This is a genomic window from Paenarthrobacter sp. NPDC057981 (assembly GCF_042886835.1).
In the GTDB taxonomy this organism is placed as follows: Bacteria; Actinomycetota; Actinomycetes; order Actinomycetales; family Micrococcaceae; genus Arthrobacter.
This window is the reverse complement of record NZ_JBHVQI010000001.1, coordinates 362,198-377,356: the sequence shown is the minus strand read 5'-3', so window position 1 is coordinate 377,356 and position 15,159 is coordinate 362,198. Positions and strand designations below refer to the sequence as shown.

The following is a 15,159-nucleotide window of genomic DNA, read 5'->3' as shown; positions in this document are numbered from 1 at the left end:
CATTCCTACTTTGCTGTCAGTCCGCCGTCGATTGTAAAGATGCCACCGGTAGCGTAAGCGGAATCGTCGCTGGCCAGGTAGACCATAATGCCTTCGACGTCCGCGGCGGTGCCAGCCCGCCCGAGCATGGTGGAGTCTACGAGGCCTGCGCGCTGTTCGGGGTCATCGGCGATGGTTTGAACGAGGGGGGTTTCGGTGTAGCCGGGCACAACCGTGTTGACCCTGATGCCTTCGGAGGCGTAATCGGCCGCCACGACGCGGGCGAGGCCGTGGACGCCCGCTTTGGAGCTGGTATAGGCGGTGAAGGTTCCACCGCAGGCGACGACGGCGGTAGGGCTACCGGTGCAGATAATGGAACCTCCTCTACCGGCGAGGGCGCGGACTGCGTGTTTGAGGGTCAGGAACGCCCCGCGCTGGTTGATACGGACGGTCTTTTCCCAGACGTCCAGATCCAGATCGCCGACGCGGGCGTCCTGGCCGAACAGCTGGACTCCGGCGTTGGCCACGACGATGTTGACGGGACCGTCTTCGAGGGCGGTGGCGTAGGCCGCTTCGACGCTGGTCTCGTCGGAGACATCCATGAGGAGGGCCCTGGCTGCTGATGATCCGGTTTCTTTGGCCGCTGTGACGGCGGCCTCGTAGTTAAGGTCGGCGAAGTAGACGGTGGCGCCTTCAGCGACGAAGCGGGAGGCGACGGCGCGACCGATACCGGACGCGGCTCCGGTGACGAGTGCGGTCTTGCCTTCAAGTCTCTGGGACATGGTGTTCCTTTCGGTTTTGGGAAGATTCAGGGCAGGAGGATTTTGGAGGTCTGCCATGGAGCGAGGCTCACGTCGGTCGGTATCCCGGTGGGGCTTATTACGCGGACCGTGACCATATCGGCCGTCAGGTTGGCCATGTAAGCGACTATTCCTGACGGTGTTCTTACCGGATAAATGGCAATAGTTTCGGGTTCGGTGTCCGTGGCCAGAACTTCACTCCCGCGATGTTCGCAGAGTTGAAGCAACAGCTCACCTGCCGGGCTTCCAAGTTCTGCAAGCGAGGCGTAGCTGATAGAGGCGGTGCCGAGGCCGGTGAGGGCGGTGACGCTGCCCAGGAGCCATGCTGCAGCGAAGGGCGTCTTCTGCAGGGCGTCGACTGCAGGGAGTTCTTCGGTCAGCGGCGGCTGGGTGGCGACGGCGTTGAACCTCGGCACCAGAGTGACCGGGCCGATATGCAGTGGCCTGCCGTTGCTGATAACCAGTGCATCGTCAGCGGTGAGGGTTTGCATGGGCAGGGTCTCAATGATCGCGGCCGGCTCAGTGGCGTGCATTTGGGGCGTGATGGAGTAGGTGACGGCATCTGCGTCCTGGCGGGCGCTGTGCTGGTTCCGGTTCAGCTCGGTAAAGTGGCTCCGCGCTCCGGCGAGCAGCTCGCCCCGGTGCCCCAGTTCCTTGGCTTCAGCGGTGACCGCATCCCACAAGCTGTCTTCCGTGATGTGGCTCGTTCTGCCGTAGACGCCTAGACGCGCGGTCCGGTCCAAGGGAAGAGCGCGTAATACCGCGACTGCGTCCTCAGGCGTGTCGGCGACGATCCGGGCGTCAAGGCTGACGTTGAAGTTCCTCGCCAGGGCGGCGGCCTCGGCAGCAGTCATCAGTCCGCTGCCGGGGATTGCGTCGATGGCCACCTCGCAGAGCAGGGGCGCGAACTCTGCGGGAAGGGAAACCACTGGGCAAGGCGCTTGACTTGACGAGCTCACAGCTGACGTTCCCAGGGCTGGGACCTTGCCGGATGGCTCGTCAAGTACGTGGATGAGCCGGCGGGCGGTGAGCCGAATGCTTTGGCGGACGCTGTCGCCGCTCCGGTGGGTGACCGGGAAGGGTTCGGAGAGGGGGGTGCTGTAGGTCTTGAAGGAGGCGTCGGTCCAGTTCCGCTGGTCCTCGGTTTCGAATACGTCGCCTTCGAAGTCGAGGCGATACGCGACCTGCTCGCGTTCCCATTCAAGGGCGGCGATGTCCCTGAACGGCTGATGGGCGCTGATGCGCGTGGGGAAGACCGCATCGCTGAGGCTTCCGTCAGGTGCGGTCACCGTGACTGGGCGTCCGGCGTCGTCCGGGCGGTGCAGGACAACAAGCCCAATGCGGTTGGAGGCGAACTCCTCCACAGCAGCGCCCTGAAAGGTGACGGTGATGCTTTCCGATTGGAACAGTAACGTCACCCGTCCGGCGTATCTGGCGGCGTAGCCCTTCCATGCCACGTCGAGGATCAGCCGCAGCGATTCGGCCGTTTCGTGCGTGTGGGAGGACATGATGCTGGGTGTCAGTGTGAGCCAGTTGTGGTTGCGGACAACTGCGCGCAGCCCCCGCAGGACGGGCAGGCCCCGGTGCCGGATCTGGACGAGTTCGTCAGCTCGTAGTTCGGCTGACCACGGTCCGAAGTTAAGGTATTTGGTGGTGGCCCGCAGGCGTGATTCTGCTGTCGCGCTCACGGGATGGTCCTTAGGGTCATCGGGCTTCGTCTCCACTGTCCAAGACCAGGGCCGTGCCGTGCAGGATCTGACACGTCCTGCACGGCACGGCTTGTGGCCTATTACTCGTTTCCTGTTTTCACTGCCCGCAAGCGCAGAGCTACGTATTGGCGGCCGGGAAGCTCCACCCTGAAGCGGCCGGAGAACGTGCCCGGGAGTGTTTCCACCGTCATGTTCCAGGTATCGATCACGTCGATCTCGAAGGTGATGTGCTGGGGTTTTACGAACCGGCGGTACGTGGGCTGGAAAAAGCCGAAATAGATGAGTTCATACTCGTTCTCCAAGCCAGCGCTAGTCACGTCCCAGTGACCGGCGAGCGGTTCGAGGCGCCCGCCGGGCGCTTCTTCCTGGATGCGGCGGAGGAAGCCGATCCGCTCGGGGCTCGATCCCTTGAAGGACCCTCCCTTGGCCCACCACAGCACATCTTCAGGGTCCATATAGGTCTCGCCGTGTCCTACGTAGCCGCCGCGCAGGGCGCCTTCCCAGAAACGGCGCGTCATTTCTTCGCCCGTGATGTTGCCCCAGCCTTGGTCGATGTTGCCCTCGTAGGCGCATTCATCAATGACGATCGGTTTGCCGTACTGTTCGCGCCATTCGGTGGTCATTTCGGCGGTCTTGTAGATGTCCCGGCGCTGGATGCTGCAATGGGTCACCCATGGGCGACTGTGGTCGTAGAACTCGCGGCAGTTGTGGATGGAGAGCAGGTGGGCGTTCGGATCGTTCGCGGTGACAATACCAGCGAAGCGTTCCCAGTCCTCAGTGGACTTCTCGAACATGAGGTCGTATTCATTGGCCAGGGACCACCAGATGTTCCGCTTGGAAGCCAGCCGAGCCACGGCGTACTTCACAAACAAGTCGTCCTGGTCCCGGCTCATGGTAGAGAAACCCCAACGGTCGTAGGCGTGGAACAGGATCAGGTCCGCTTCGATGCCCAGTTCCTCCAGCTGGTCGATGCGGCGCTCCAGGTGTGCCCAGAAAACAGGGTTGGGACGCAGGTAGTCGAAGCCTTCGGCAACTGATCCCTCGTACGGGTAGATCTCCGGTTCGTTCTCGTTGAACAGGTACGACTTCGGGAAGACGCACATGCGCATCTTGTTGAACGGGCCCTTGGCCAGCGTGGTCAGCGTCTCCTGCTCCAGGGCGTCGCCCTGGTGGGTCCACACGTAGGAAGTGGTGCCGATCGGCAGGTAGGGGGTGCCGTCGTCGTAGGCGAAGTGGAATTGCTCGGCGACCCGCACCAGACCGCGCGAAGCGGCCTGACCGGCGTCGAACGTTCCACCGATGCCGTTCAGCGAACGGGCGTTGCTGCGGGTCGTGAAGGTCCACTGCCCGGTTTCCGGGACCAGCAGGCGGATCCGGTAGGTGCCGTTGCCGTCGTAGAAACCGGCAACGGTGAGCTTGGTGCCGGCGGTGGCGAAGTCCGCAAAAAGTTCGACGTCGGTGAACGGGTTGCCGTGTTCGGGCCCCTTGAGCTCCACTTCGAACGGCGACCATTTCGCGGCCGTCGCGGCGAAGCTGACCTTCGCGCTGCCCTCCGTGGTGCTGTCCGCTTCATAGTCCGGCTGCGGGAGGGACACGTTCGACGACGGCAGGGCGGGAGTCTGCGACGGGTCGATCGCTGTGATCCTGGCCAGGATGTCGGCCCGCCGCACGGCATCGTCCCGGAGGCGCTCTTCGGTGCCCAAGATGAGCCCAAGCGGGTAGTGGTACAGGGTGTGCAGGATCGGGTTGCTGGCCAGTTCGGGGATCTCCGCGTAGATGATCCGATGCGCGGAGGCGTCGCGCATCACATCGAAGAGCGGGGTTTCTGGGGTGAAGGTAGACATGGTTCCTTTCAGGATTCCGGGTGGTTCAGGTGCCGGCCGTCAGCCCTTGACGGCGCCGCTGAACATGCCTTGAACGAAGTAGCGCTGGAAGAGCAAGTAGATGATCAGGACGGGGAGGATGGACATGATGGTGAAAGCGTTCAGGGGCCCGTAGGAGCTGGTGAACTGGGATTGGAACGACTGGATGGCCAGCGGCACGGTCTGCGAAGCCTTGTTCTGCAGGACCACCAGGGCGATCGCGTATTCGTTCCATGTCGCTACGAAGTCCAGGATGAACAACGCGGCCAGGGCCGGCTTGGACAGCGGCAGGATGAACTGCAGGAAGAGCCGGATGTTGCCGCCACCGTCAACGCGGACGCTTTCGTCGATTTCCTTGGGCACCTGGCTGAAGAAGCCGTGCAGGATGAACACTTGCATGGGCAAGCCGAAGCCGATGTACGGCAGGATGACGCCCACGGGGTTATTCAGCAAACCCATGTCCAGGATGGTCTTGAATAGCGGGCCAAGTGCTACTTGGATGGGGACCATGGAGCCCAAGGCGAAGGCACCGAGGATCAGGGTGTCGTACTTGAACCGGATCCGGGAGAGCGCGAAAGCGGCCGCGGCGGCGATGAACAGGCCAACGGGTACTTTCACCAAGGCGATGAGAAGGCTGTTGCCGCCGGCTGTCAGCAGATTGCCCGTTGCCAAAGCCTCGGCATAGTTTTCCCACTCGGGGGCACTGGGGATTGCGAACGACGAGGTGGAGAAGATGTCGGCTTCGCTCTTGATGGAGGTCAGGAAGACAAAAACCATGGGCATGGCCCACAGGACCATCACGATTGCCAAAGCGATCCAGAGACCGATCCGGACATAGTCGCGCGGGTTCGCGGGCAACTTGGTGCTTCTGGCGGAACGGGCGCGGGAAAGGGTTGCGGTGCTCATCGGTGGTCGTCAGCTCCTTTGGTGGACCAGATCAAGTAAGGAACCACGAGAATGAGGGTGACCACCAGCAGCACGGTTGCCACTGCGTTGCCGAGGCCGAAGTCGTGGTTGAGGAAGGACTGGGTGTAGGACCAGAGGGCCAGCACCTGCGAGGACTGGGCTGGGCCACCGCCGGTCATGCCGACGATCAGGTCGAAGACCTTGATGGAGTGGACGATCGTGAGGACCATGACGATCACTACCGTTGGCCGCAGGGCCGGGAGGGTCACGTTCCTGAAAACCTGCCAGTTGTTGGCCCCGTCCAGCCGTGCGGACTCCACCAGTTCCTTGGACACACCCTGCAGGCCTGCAAGGAAGAGCACCATATTCAATCCCGCGACCTGCCAAACGAACGCGGCGAACACTGCGTAGATGGCTACCTTGGGATCGCTGAGGAACGTCACCCCCGAGCCGTCACCGATGTGCAGGTTCTTGGCGATCTCGCTGAAGACGCCATAGTTGGGGTTGTACATCCAGCGCCACATGTTGGCCACCGCGATGGGTGCCAGGACGCCGGGAATATAGAACACGGAACGGAAGAGGTTCCGGCCCACCAAGGGCTGGTTCAGGGCAAGGGCCATGACGAGGCCCAACGAGGTGGGGATGATGATGGACAGGATCACCCAGATGACGGTGTTCTGGACCGACGTCCAGAACACCGGGTCCTGGGTGAAGAGCCGCACGTAGTTCTTGAAGCCGACAAATACTTGGGGGTCGGTGTTGTAGCCGGACCATTGGTAGAGGCTGAGACGGACGGCGCTGATCATCGGTGCGATGACAAAGACGACGTAGGCAGCCAGTGCCGGTGCGAGGAACGGCAGGGAAGCAATGAAGCCACCCTTGCCGATGCGTTGTACCAGGTTCTTCTTCTGGTGTGGACGGCTTCGCGGTGCCGGCGACTGGGCGGTGAAGCGCGTTTCTGTGAGCTTTGTCAAGGGATTTCGCCTTTGATCTCTTGTCTGAAAGGTGGTCGATGTGGCCACCGGGAGGAGAACCGGCGGCCACACCGCGGGAGCCGTTTTACTGGCTGGAGTCCAGGAACTTCTGCATGTCAGCGCCCGCCTGCTTGGGGTCCAGGCCGCCGGTTGCCACGAGGTTCTGGATCCGCCAGTATTCGCGGGTCTGAGACTGGTTCAGGTTCTGGTCATTGTTCATGTACAGACCCTTGGCGTCTTTGAAAATGCCGTCCCAAGCGGTGGTCAAAGGGGTTGCCTTCGCCGCGTCGGGGGTGACTTCCTTATTGACGGATTGGACCGCGAACAAGCCAAGCGTTTCCTGCTGTACGGCCTTGGAGGTGAAGTAGTCCAGGAACTTCGCCGCTGCATCCTTGTTCTTGCTGTCCTTGGTGATGTACTGGGCCTGCTCAAAGCCGTACAAGCGGTTGGTGCCGGTGGGAAGGCTGAAGACTCCAACATCGTCCAAGTTCATCTTCTGGCCTTCGATGCTGGCATTGAACCAGTCACCTTCAAGGGCCATGGCAGCCTTGCCGCCGTAGAACAGAGCCGAGGACTCGTCGTTGTTGATTCCGATGAAGCCGGAGTTGAAGTAGTCCTTGGACCATTTCTGAAGTTCGGTGAAGGAGTCCGTGACGCACTGCTCCTGGCCCCAGTTGGCCTGCTTTGTGACCAGCTTGTCGAACTTCTCCGAACCGCACTTGCCTTCCAGGAAAGTGTCCAGCAGGCGCATGACGTGCCAGTTGACCGTGCCACCGAACTGGATCGGGGTAATACCGGCGTCCTTGAGCTTCTTGGCTGCGGCGTCCAGTTCGTCGAGGGTCTTCGGCGTTTCCGTGATTCCTGCCTGGGCAAAGAGCTTCTTGTTGTAGTAGATCGCCTCACCGTTGAGCTTCCACGGGACACCGTGGTATCCGCCGTACTGGGTCACCGGCGCCAATGCGGCCTCGGAGAACCGCTCGTCCCACTTGTACTGCTTGTAATACTCGGTGAGGTCCGCGCTGGCGTTGGCTTTGACCAGTTCACCGCCGAGTCCCGGGCCCGCCCAATAGTCGTAGATGTCCGGTGCTGCGGACGTTCCGATCGCGGTGCGGAGCGCATCCTTGTGCGCGTCGACGGCACGGGGCGTCAGCTTGATCTTGATGTCCGGGTTCTCTTTTTGGAAGTCGGCAATGATCTTGTTCACCGCTTCGTTGGCTGCCGGGGCCGTCAGGTTGATGGTCCACCACTCGAGCGTGGTGGTTCCGCCGCCGGAAGCACTGGAACCGCCACCGCTGCATCCTGCGAGAAGTGCTACCGCCGCGACGGCGGCAGCCGCCTTTGCGAACAAACGCATCTTCGCGTCCTTTCGTAGTTTGGGTTGAGGGTGCTGAAGTCACTGTGTGATCTAGCCCATAACGAGTATGTGGGTTTACGATAACTTACGTCAACCGGTTGACCAATATTAATTTGGTTGGGACCTACTCCACTCAGTAAATGAGCCGAAATCGAGCACCGTCCGCGAGCTGCCTCGCCCTTAGCCGACTCCCCCGGGCAAGTGATCGTAAACTTGTTGTGATCAGCAATCTGACTGATCCTGAACAGGAGTGAAACATGGCAAAGTCACGAGCCGGTGCAAGGCCCAGCATGGCCGACGTCGGGCGGCTCGCCGAAGTGTCCGCCCAGACCGTCTCGCGGTACTTCACCGGCGTCGGCTACGTCAGGGCCGAGACTCGGGCGAAGATTACGGCAGCCATTGAGGAACTCGGATATGTGCCCAACCAGTCTGCCCGCTCCCTCCGCACCAGCAGGACCAACTCCGTGGGCGTTCTAACCATGGGCGCCTTCAACTATGGCAGCTCCGAGACCCTGACCGGATTGGGATTCGCAGCCCGCAAGGCCAACGTCACCCTGAGCATCGCCGCACTGGACGTGGACTTCGAAGCAGCCGAGTGGGAATCCGACGCGACGCGGGCCTTGGAGCACTTCAAGTCCATCCAAGTAGACGGCGTGATTGTCTCCACCCCGCTCCCGGGAGTCGAGAAGCTGATCTCCGACTGGGACCAGTCACTCCCCCTGATCACTATCTCCGAACTTCAATCGGCAGAAGGCTCCGCCGGAACGGACTCGCACGCGGCAGGCTGGGGAGCCACCAGGCACCTCATCGAACTCGGGCACAGGGACATCATCCACATCGCCGGTCCGGGTACCCGCAATGAGGCCCTCGAACGCGAGCGCGGCTACCGTGACGCTATGCAAAGCGCCGGCCTGCGTCCCCGCGTGCTCTCGGCTGCCAAGGACTGGTCTTCCGACTCCGGGTACCTCGCGGGCGAGCTGGCCGACCCGGGAGCTTTCACGGGCGTTTTCGCCAGCAACGACGAGATTGCCCTGGGTTTCATGAGCTCCATGGAACGGCGCGGAGCCCGGGCACCCCGGGACTTCTCCATTGTTGGCGTGGACGACATGCCGGCAGCTGCCTACTTCTCTCCACCGCTAACCACCATGCGCCTCGATTTCCGGGCATTGGGGATGGCCACCTTCACGATGCTCCATCATCAGATCCTCACCGGGGAACGGGCGCAGCACCACGTCGTCAAACCAGAACTCGTGGTTCGCGATTCAACATCCCGCGTCGAACGGACCTCGCGAGTTGGCATTTGATGACAATGCCTGGGCCAAACATTGTCATCAAATGCCATCTCGCGAGGGGCGGAAGGTGATTTAGTGGGCGGCGTCGAAACCGGCCAGCAGGCGCCGCGAGGCAGTGGCCATATGCGAGCGCATGGTCGCCGAGACGGCTGAAGTGTCGCGGGCCACGAGTGCTTCGTAAATAGCCGTGTGTTCGCGCAAGGCGGCCTCGGCGTGGCCTTCATCAGTCAATGCGCGGTCCACCCAGATCCGCAGCAGGGAACGGATGCTCTGAAGAAGTTCCTCCAGGACCGTATTTCCGGAGGCAGCGGCGATCTCCCGATGGAATGCCGCATCGGCCTCGACGAAGGCTGCCAGATTGTCCAAGTTCTTTTCCATGGCGTCGAGGTTGGCACGCATGCGGTCCAGGGCTTCATCGGCGACGCGCGCGGCAGCCAACTCCACTGCCTGGACTTCCAATCCGCTGCGCAGTTCCACGAGCTCCCGCGTCCTGGGCTCCCCCAGCATGAGGCCCCAGCTGAGCGTCCGCGGCAAGAGTTCGGAGACGCCGTCGCGCAGGTACGTCCCTGAGCCCGGCCGAACAACAACGATGCCGAGAATCTCCAAAGCCGCCAAGGCCTCGCGCACTGCCGACCGCCCGACGCCCAAGGATGCTGACAGTTGACGCTCCGCGGGAAGGCGCGTCCCGGGCGCGATGTCGCCGCTGGTGAAGTACGCAAGCAGTCGCTCGGCTACTTCGGACACCACGGAACCTTGCTCCATGGGGGCCAAGGCTGCCGTCATATGGGCCGCTGTGGCGGCAGGGTTTACAGGCATCTTCACAGCGTAACAACCGGATGACCAATTGGTACTCATCAACCGGTTGACCAATTTAGCTTCGCGGCCTATGGTTTAAATCACAAGCTTCGTCAAGCCGCATCGCAGGCGGCCCATCGCATGAGTCAGCCCCTCGAATCCAACGCAGGATCACTGGGGATACCAACATCTAGGAGTCAATGTGGACACCACACAATCGGTGGTAGAGAAATCCGCAATCAAGAAGGTGGCTATCCGGCTGGTGCCGTTCGTCGCCTTGATGTTCTTCATCAATTACCTGGACCGGACCGCCATCTCCTTCGCCGGCCCCAACGGCATGAACCAGGACCTCGCCCTTTCAGCCGCCCAATTCGGCTTCGCGTCCGGCGTCTTCTTCATCGGCTACATCCTGCTGGAAGTCCCCAGCAACCTGGCCCTCCACAAGTTCGGTGCGCGCCGCTGGCTGGCCCGCATCATGGTCAGCTGGGGCATCGTCTCCCTGCTCTTCACCTGGGTGGGCAACGTTGAGCAGCTCTACATCCTGCGCTTCATTCTGGGTGTTGCCGAGGCCGGCTTCTTCCCCGGCGCCATTCTCTTCCTGAGCCTCTGGGTTCCGTCCAAGCACCGCAGCAAGATCCTTGCCCTCTTCTACTTGGCCCAGCCGCTGACCACCGTAATCGGTGCTCCCCTGGCCGGTGCACTCATCCAGCAACACGGCGTGTTCTTCGGCCTCGAAGGCTGGCGCTTCATGTTCTTCGGTGTTGCCGTTCCGGCAATCGTCATCGGCGTCATCGCCTGGTTCTACCTCGCTGACAACCCCGCCAAGGCCAAGTGGCTCACCGCCGAGGAAAAGACCTGGCTGACTGGTGCCTTGGAGAAGGAAAAAGCCCAGACAGCCGCCAGCAACAAGCACGTCAGTGTCCGCACCGTGTTCGGCAACGGCCGCGTCTGGATGCTCTCCCTGATCTACTTCGGTTTCATCTATGGCCTCTACGCCCTTGGCTTCTTCCTGCCCACCATCATCGCGGGCTTCGAAGGCCTCTACGGTGCCAAGTTCGACGTGTTCCAAAAGGGCCTGATCACGGCCATCCCCTACTTGCCGGCAGCGTTCGCCCTGTACTTCTGGTCCAAGGACGCCACCAAGCGCGGCGTCAAGACCTGGCACATTGCCCTCCCGGCACTCATCGGTGGCCTCAGCATCCCGCTGGCCCTGTTCGCAGGTTCCCCTGCCGCGACCATCGCCGTCATCACCATCACGGCAATGTCCATCTTCGCGGCCCTGCCGAACTTCTGGACCGTTCCTACCCAGTTCCTCACCGGTGCGGCAGCGGCCGCGGGCATCGCCTTGATCAACACCGTAGGCAACCTGGCAGGCTTCAGCGCCGGCTACATCACGGGCTGGCTCAAGGACTGGACCGGCAACTACACGGTTCCCATGTTCGTGGTCGGCGGCTTCATGTTGCTCTCCTCGATCCTCATGGTGATCCTCAGCCGCCAGGGCAAGGCCTCTGCCGGCATCACTGCCGAGGCCCTGGATCCCCAGGGCGCCGGACACCACGTCGAACCGTAACCCTCCCACAAGCCGGGGCGCCCTCCCGTAGGGCGGGCGCCCCTCTCCAACCGCACGCATTTTCCAGACCAAGAGCTCCAGGAGCCCCCGCATGACCCGCTTGTTCAATGAACCCGCAGCTTTTGCCGACGAGATGATCGAAGGTTTCGTCGCATCGCACAGCCGGTGGGTCCGCCGCGTCAACGGCGGGGTCGCCAGGAGCACACGTTCGACGCCGGACACGGTCGCCTTGGTGATCGGCGGCGGCTCGGGGCACTACCCGGCATTCGCTGGCTTGGTGGGCCAGGGCCTGGCCCACGGCGCGGCGATGGGCAACCTCTTCGCTTCCCCGTCCGCGCAGCAGGTGTACAACGTGGCCAAGGCAGCGGACAACGGCGCGGGTGTTTTGCTCGGTTACGGCAACTACGCCGGCGACGTCCTGCACTTCACCCAGGCCCAGGACAAGCTCCGGGCCGATGGCATCGATTGCCGCAGCATCGCCGTCACGGACGACATCTCCTCGGCACCACTCGGGGAGAAGCACAAGCGCCGCGGGATCGCCGGTGACCTGACCGTCTTCAAGGTGGCGGCCGCGGCTGCCGAGGCGGGCTATTCCATGGACGCCGTGGTGGAGATCGCCCGGCGCGCCAATGACCGGACCCGTTCCTTCGGTGTCGCCTTCACCGGCTGCACCCTGCCCGGGGCCCCCGAACCGCTCTTCTCCGTTCCCGAGGGGCGCATGGCGGTAGGCATGGGCATCCATGGCGAACCGGGCATCGGCGAAACGGACATTCCGACCGCGGATGAGCTCGCCGAGCTGCTGGTCAAGGACCTCCTGACGGAAGTACCTGACGGCCTCTCGGTGGAGGGTGCCCGGGTGGTGCCTATCCTCAACGGCCTGGGCAGCGTGAAGTACGAAGAACTTTTTGTGGTCTACCGCCGCGTGGCCCAGCTGTTGGCGGAAGCCGGGATCGAAGCCGTGGACCCGCAGGTCGGCGAACTGGTGACCAGCTTCGACATGGCCGGGACCTCCCTGACCCTGTTCTGGCTCGACGCCGAACTCGAGGAACTGTGGCTGGCCCCGGCGGATGCACCGGCCTTCCGCCGGGGTGCAGTGACGGCCCAGGCGCTCGACGCCGAGGAACTCGCCTTTGACGCTGAGCCGCTGGCCGTGATCCCTGAGGCCACGGACGAATCCCGCTCCGCCGCCAAGTCCGTGCTGGCGGCCCTGGATGCAGCCAAGGCCGTAATCGACGCGAACGTGGCCGAACTGGGCAGGATCGACGCGATCGCCGGCGACGGTGACCACGGCATCGGCATGGAACGCGGCATCCACGCCGCAGCAGCCGCCGCGGCAGACGCCGTCGTACGCGGTGCCGGTGCCGGCACCGTTCTGAACCTTGCCGCCGATGCCTGGGCCGACAAGGCCGGTGGCACCTCGGGCGCGCTGTGGGGCATGGCCCTGCGCGCTGTCGGCGCTGCCGTCGGTGATAACGATGCACCGAACGCCGCCGCGGTGGCCGCCGGTGTGGCCGAGGCGAAGCGCTCCATCATGGACTTCGGCAAGGCCAAGGTGGGCGACAAGACCCTGGTGGACGTGCTGGCCCCCTTCAGCGACGCACTCACCACGGCAGTGAACGACGGCGGCTCCCTCCGGGACGCGTGGGGCGCTGCCGCGACCATTGCCGAACAATCCGCCGAAGCCACAGCGAACCTGCTGCCCCTCATGGGCCGCGCCCGCCCGCACGCGGAAAAAAGCCTGGGAACCCCTGACGCCGGCGCCATCTCCATGGCGCTGATCGTCCGGGCCATCCACAACACACTCATTGGTGAAACCGCCGCTAATAACACTGTTAAGGAGAACGCATGAGCGCCAAACTGCGCCTGGTCATCGGATCGGACGACGCCGGATTCGAGTACAAGGAAGCCCTCAAGGCCGACCTGGAAGCGAACCCGCTGGTCGAGTCCGTGACCGACGTCGGGGTGGACGCGACCTCCCACACCCCCTACCCGTCCGTGGCCATCGCCGCCGCCGAACTCGTCGCCGCGGGCAACGCCGACCGTGCCCTGCTGATCTGCGGCACCGGACTCGGTGTTGCGATCGCCGCGAACAAGGTCCCCGGCATCCGCGCAGTCACCGCCCACGACTCCTTCTCCGTGGAGCGCTCCGTCCTCTCCAACAACGCCCAGATCCTCACCATGGGCCAGCGCGTCATCGGCCTCGAGTTGGCCCGCCGCCTGGCCAAGGAATGGCTCACCTACACCTTCGACGAAAGCTCCGCCTCGGCAGAGAAAGTCACACTGATTAAGGACTACGAAGGTGTCACGTCCTGCTAACCCTGCTGCCGCCAAGGCGGTGATCGGCGTGAGCCTGAAAATGTACTTCGGGTACCAGCGCTCAGTGGACTACTGCCGCGACATCGCCACGATCGCCTACAAGCACCCGGCTGTGCAGAACGGGGACATTGAGCTGTTCGTCCTCCCGGTCCTTCCGGCACTCCCCGAGGCCGCCCGCATCCTGGGTTCTGCACACGTGGGCACAGGAGCGCAGGACATCTTCTGGGAAGACGAAGGCGCCTACACCGGCGAAGTCGGCGGCAAGACCGTCGCTGAGCTTGGCGGACGCTACGTGGAAGTGGGGCACGCGGAACGACGCCGGATCTTCGGCGAGGACGATCGCGTGATCGGACTCAAGACCGCGGCGGCCTACCGCAACGGCCTCACCCCGGTGCTCTGCGTCGGCGAACTGACCGAAGGTTCCCCAGAGGAAGCCGTCTCCCAATGCACGGCCGAAATCGACGCAGCGATCAACCGCGCCGGATCCCTCGGCCCCACTGGCCGGACCATCGTAGCCTACGAGCCGCAATGGGCCATCGGCGCCCCCAAGCCAGCCACCCCGGAATACATCAGCGCCGTCGTCCGTGGCCTCGACGCGCACCTGCGTTCGTTGCCCGGCCAGGAAAACAGCCGGGTCATTTACGGCGGCAGCGCCGGACCGGGCCTGATCACTGAACTGGACACCGCCGTCGCCGGTTTGTTCCTGGGCCGCTTCGCGCACGACCCCGCAGCGTTGAAGACCATCCTGGACGAAACCGCCGCGCGCCTCGCCGCGCAGGAGGTGGCAGCATGAACGGCGGTTCCCAAAGCAAAATAGGACTCAGCAGTTACGCCTTCTTCTGGCAACTCTCGGACCAGGTCAGCAATCCGCTGAGCATCCACGACGCCCTTCGCCGGGCTGCGGAGATGGGTGTGGACCTCTTCCAAATCTGCGACTACGCACCGCTGGAAGACATGAACGACGCCGACCTCGCCGCCGTCCGCACGACGGCCGACGAACTGGGCATCACCCTGGAAGTCGGGACCAAGGGCATCCGTCCGGAGCACCTGCGGAAGTTCCTGCACATCGCGCAGGTGCTCGGCTCGGACCTGCTGCGGACCATGTTCAACGTCCCCGGCCACACCCCGGACAACGAGGAAGCCGTGGGGATTTTCACGGACGTGCTTCCCGAGTTCGAGGCAGCCGGAGTGCGGATCGCCGTCGAGACCTACGAACAGGTCCCCACGGAACGGATCCTCGACGTCGTCAAGCGCGTCGACAGCCCGTACCTCGGAATCTGCAGCGACCCCGCCAACACCGTCGCTGCGCTGGAGATGCCGCGTGAGGTGATTGACGCCGTCGGGCCTTATGTCCTGAACATGCACATCAAAGACTTTGCGTTCAGCCGCAAGCAGGGATGGGTCGGGTTCACGTACTCGGGCGCACCCCTCGGCGAGGGCCTTCTCGACTACGAGTACATGGTCGAGAAGATCCAGCCCAAAACCAGAAACATCAACCAAATCGTCGAGCACTGGCTGCCCTGGCAGGACTCCGAAGCGGAGACCATCCGCCTCGAAAACCAGTGGACCCAACAAAGCCTCGATTTCCTAAGGAGCAAGTGA

The 15,159-nt window shown here is 63.1% G+C and carries 13 protein-coding genes; 6 read left to right on the top strand and 7 right to left on the bottom strand.

Annotated elements, in window-relative coordinates; genetic code table 11:
• Window positions 1-5 precede the first annotated feature (5 nt).
• From ACFVSI_RS01720 to ACFVSI_RS01695, 6 genes are all read right to left on the bottom strand, one after another.
• Complete coding sequence (locus ACFVSI_RS01720) at window positions 6-761, bottom strand: SDR family NAD(P)-dependent oxidoreductase (protein ID WP_387819268.1); 756 nt, start codon at window positions 759-761, stop codon at window positions 6-8.
• 26 nt (window positions 762-787) lie between these two features.
• The gene (locus ACFVSI_RS01715; protein ID WP_387819267.1) at window positions 788-2,467 is read right to left on the bottom strand and encodes a hypothetical protein; all 1,680 of its coding nucleotides are present in this window, start codon (window positions 2,465-2,467) and stop codon (window positions 788-790) included.
• A 101-nt stretch (window positions 2,468-2,568) separates the two neighbouring features.
• Window positions 2,569-4,332 carry a DUF5605 domain-containing protein gene (locus tag ACFVSI_RS01710; protein WP_387819265.1) on the bottom strand — a complete coding sequence of 588 codons (1,764 nt, stop codon included), beginning with the start codon at window positions 4,330-4,332 and terminating at the stop codon, window positions 2,569-2,571.
• Window positions 4,333-4,371: 39 nt separating this feature from the next.
• Window positions 4,372-5,256, bottom strand: coding sequence for a carbohydrate ABC transporter permease (locus ACFVSI_RS01705; RefSeq protein WP_387819263.1), 885 nt, complete (start codon window positions 5,254-5,256; stop codon window positions 4,372-4,374).
• Window positions 5,253-6,230 carry a carbohydrate ABC transporter permease gene (locus ACFVSI_RS01700; protein ID WP_387819261.1) on the bottom strand — a complete coding sequence of 326 codons (978 nt, stop codon included), beginning with the start codon at window positions 6,228-6,230 and terminating at the stop codon, window positions 5,253-5,255. The genes ACFVSI_RS01705 and ACFVSI_RS01700 overlap by 4 nt, the downstream gene beginning before the upstream one ends.
• Window positions 6,231-6,315: 85 nt before the next feature.
• Entirely contained in the window at window positions 6,316-7,584 is a 1,269-nt protein-coding gene (locus ACFVSI_RS01695) for an ABC transporter substrate-binding protein (protein WP_387819259.1), read from the bottom strand.
• 257 nt (window positions 7,585-7,841) lie between these two features.
• Here ACFVSI_RS01695 and ACFVSI_RS01690 point away from each other — a divergent pair, with 257 nt between their 5' ends.
• Complete coding sequence (locus ACFVSI_RS01690; protein ID WP_387819257.1) at window positions 7,842-8,888, top strand: LacI family DNA-binding transcriptional regulator; 1,047 nt, start codon at window positions 7,842-7,844, stop codon at window positions 8,886-8,888.
• Window positions 8,889-8,948: 60 nt separating this feature from the next.
• On the opposite strand, the gene ACFVSI_RS01685 is transcribed toward ACFVSI_RS01690, so the two are convergent.
• Window positions 8,949-9,692, bottom strand: coding sequence for a FadR/GntR family transcriptional regulator (locus tag ACFVSI_RS01685; RefSeq protein WP_387819255.1), 744 nt, complete (start codon window positions 9,690-9,692; stop codon window positions 8,949-8,951).
• A gap of 181 nt (window positions 9,693-9,873) precedes the next feature.
• Here ACFVSI_RS01685 and ACFVSI_RS01680 point away from each other — a divergent pair, with 181 nt between their 5' ends.
• The 5 genes from ACFVSI_RS01680 (at window position 9,874) to ACFVSI_RS01660 (ending at window position 15,159) form a co-directional block, all read left to right on the top strand.
• Window positions 9,874-11,241 carry an MFS transporter gene (locus tag ACFVSI_RS01680; protein WP_387819253.1) on the top strand — a complete coding sequence of 456 codons (1,368 nt, stop codon included), beginning with the start codon at window positions 9,874-9,876 and terminating at the stop codon, window positions 11,239-11,241.
• A gap of 91 nt (window positions 11,242-11,332) precedes the next feature.
• On the top strand, window positions 11,333-13,090 hold the full coding sequence (locus ACFVSI_RS01675) for a dihydroxyacetone kinase family protein (protein ID WP_387819251.1): 1,758 nt from the start codon (window positions 11,333-11,335) through the stop codon (window positions 13,088-13,090).
• Complete coding sequence (locus tag ACFVSI_RS01670; RefSeq protein ID WP_387819249.1) at window positions 13,087-13,557, top strand: ribose-5-phosphate isomerase; 471 nt, start codon at window positions 13,087-13,089, stop codon at window positions 13,555-13,557. Before ACFVSI_RS01675 ends, ACFVSI_RS01670 begins: the two co-directional genes overlap by 4 nt.
• Entirely contained in the window at window positions 13,541-14,350 is an 810-nt protein-coding gene (locus ACFVSI_RS01665) for a triose-phosphate isomerase family protein (protein ID WP_387819248.1), read from the top strand. The genes ACFVSI_RS01670 and ACFVSI_RS01665 overlap by 17 nt, the downstream gene beginning before the upstream one ends.
• Complete coding sequence (locus ACFVSI_RS01660; protein ID WP_387819246.1) at window positions 14,347-15,159, top strand: sugar phosphate isomerase/epimerase family protein; 813 nt, start codon at window positions 14,347-14,349, stop codon at window positions 15,157-15,159. The genes ACFVSI_RS01665 and ACFVSI_RS01660 overlap by 4 nt, the downstream gene beginning before the upstream one ends.

What these genes read in the sequence shown, in the direction of transcription:
- ACFVSI_RS01710 (WP_387819265.1), bottom strand. Translation starts at nt 4,332, where the DNA reads ATGTCTACCTTCACCCCAGAAACCCCGCTCTTCGATGTGATGCGCGAC.
- ACFVSI_RS01660 (WP_387819246.1), top strand. Translation starts at nt 14,347, where the DNA reads ATGAACGGCGGTTCCCAAAGCAAAATAGGACTCAGCAGTTACGCCTTC.
- ACFVSI_RS01670 (WP_387819249.1), top strand. Translation starts at nt 13,087, where the DNA reads ATGAGCGCCAAACTGCGCCTGGTCATCGGATCGGACGACGCCGGATTC.
- ACFVSI_RS01705 (WP_387819263.1), bottom strand. Translation starts at nt 5,256, where the DNA reads ATGAGCACCGCAACCCTTTCCCGCGCCCGTTCCGCCAGAAGCACCAAG.
- ACFVSI_RS01675 (WP_387819251.1), top strand. Translation starts at nt 11,333, where the DNA reads ATGACCCGCTTGTTCAATGAACCCGCAGCTTTTGCCGACGAGATGATC.
- ACFVSI_RS01685 (WP_387819255.1), bottom strand. Translation starts at nt 9,692, where the DNA reads ATGCCTGTAAACCCTGCCGCCACAGCGGCCCATATGACGGCAGCCTTG.
- ACFVSI_RS01690 (WP_387819257.1), top strand. Translation starts at nt 7,842, where the DNA reads ATGGCAAAGTCACGAGCCGGTGCAAGGCCCAGCATGGCCGACGTCGGG.
- ACFVSI_RS01720 (WP_387819268.1), bottom strand. Translation starts at nt 761, where the DNA reads ATGTCCCAGAGACTTGAAGGCAAGACCGCACTCGTCACCGGAGCCGCG.
- ACFVSI_RS01695 (WP_387819259.1), bottom strand. Translation starts at nt 7,584, where the DNA reads ATGCGTTTGTTCGCAAAGGCGGCTGCCGCCGTCGCGGCGGTAGCACTT.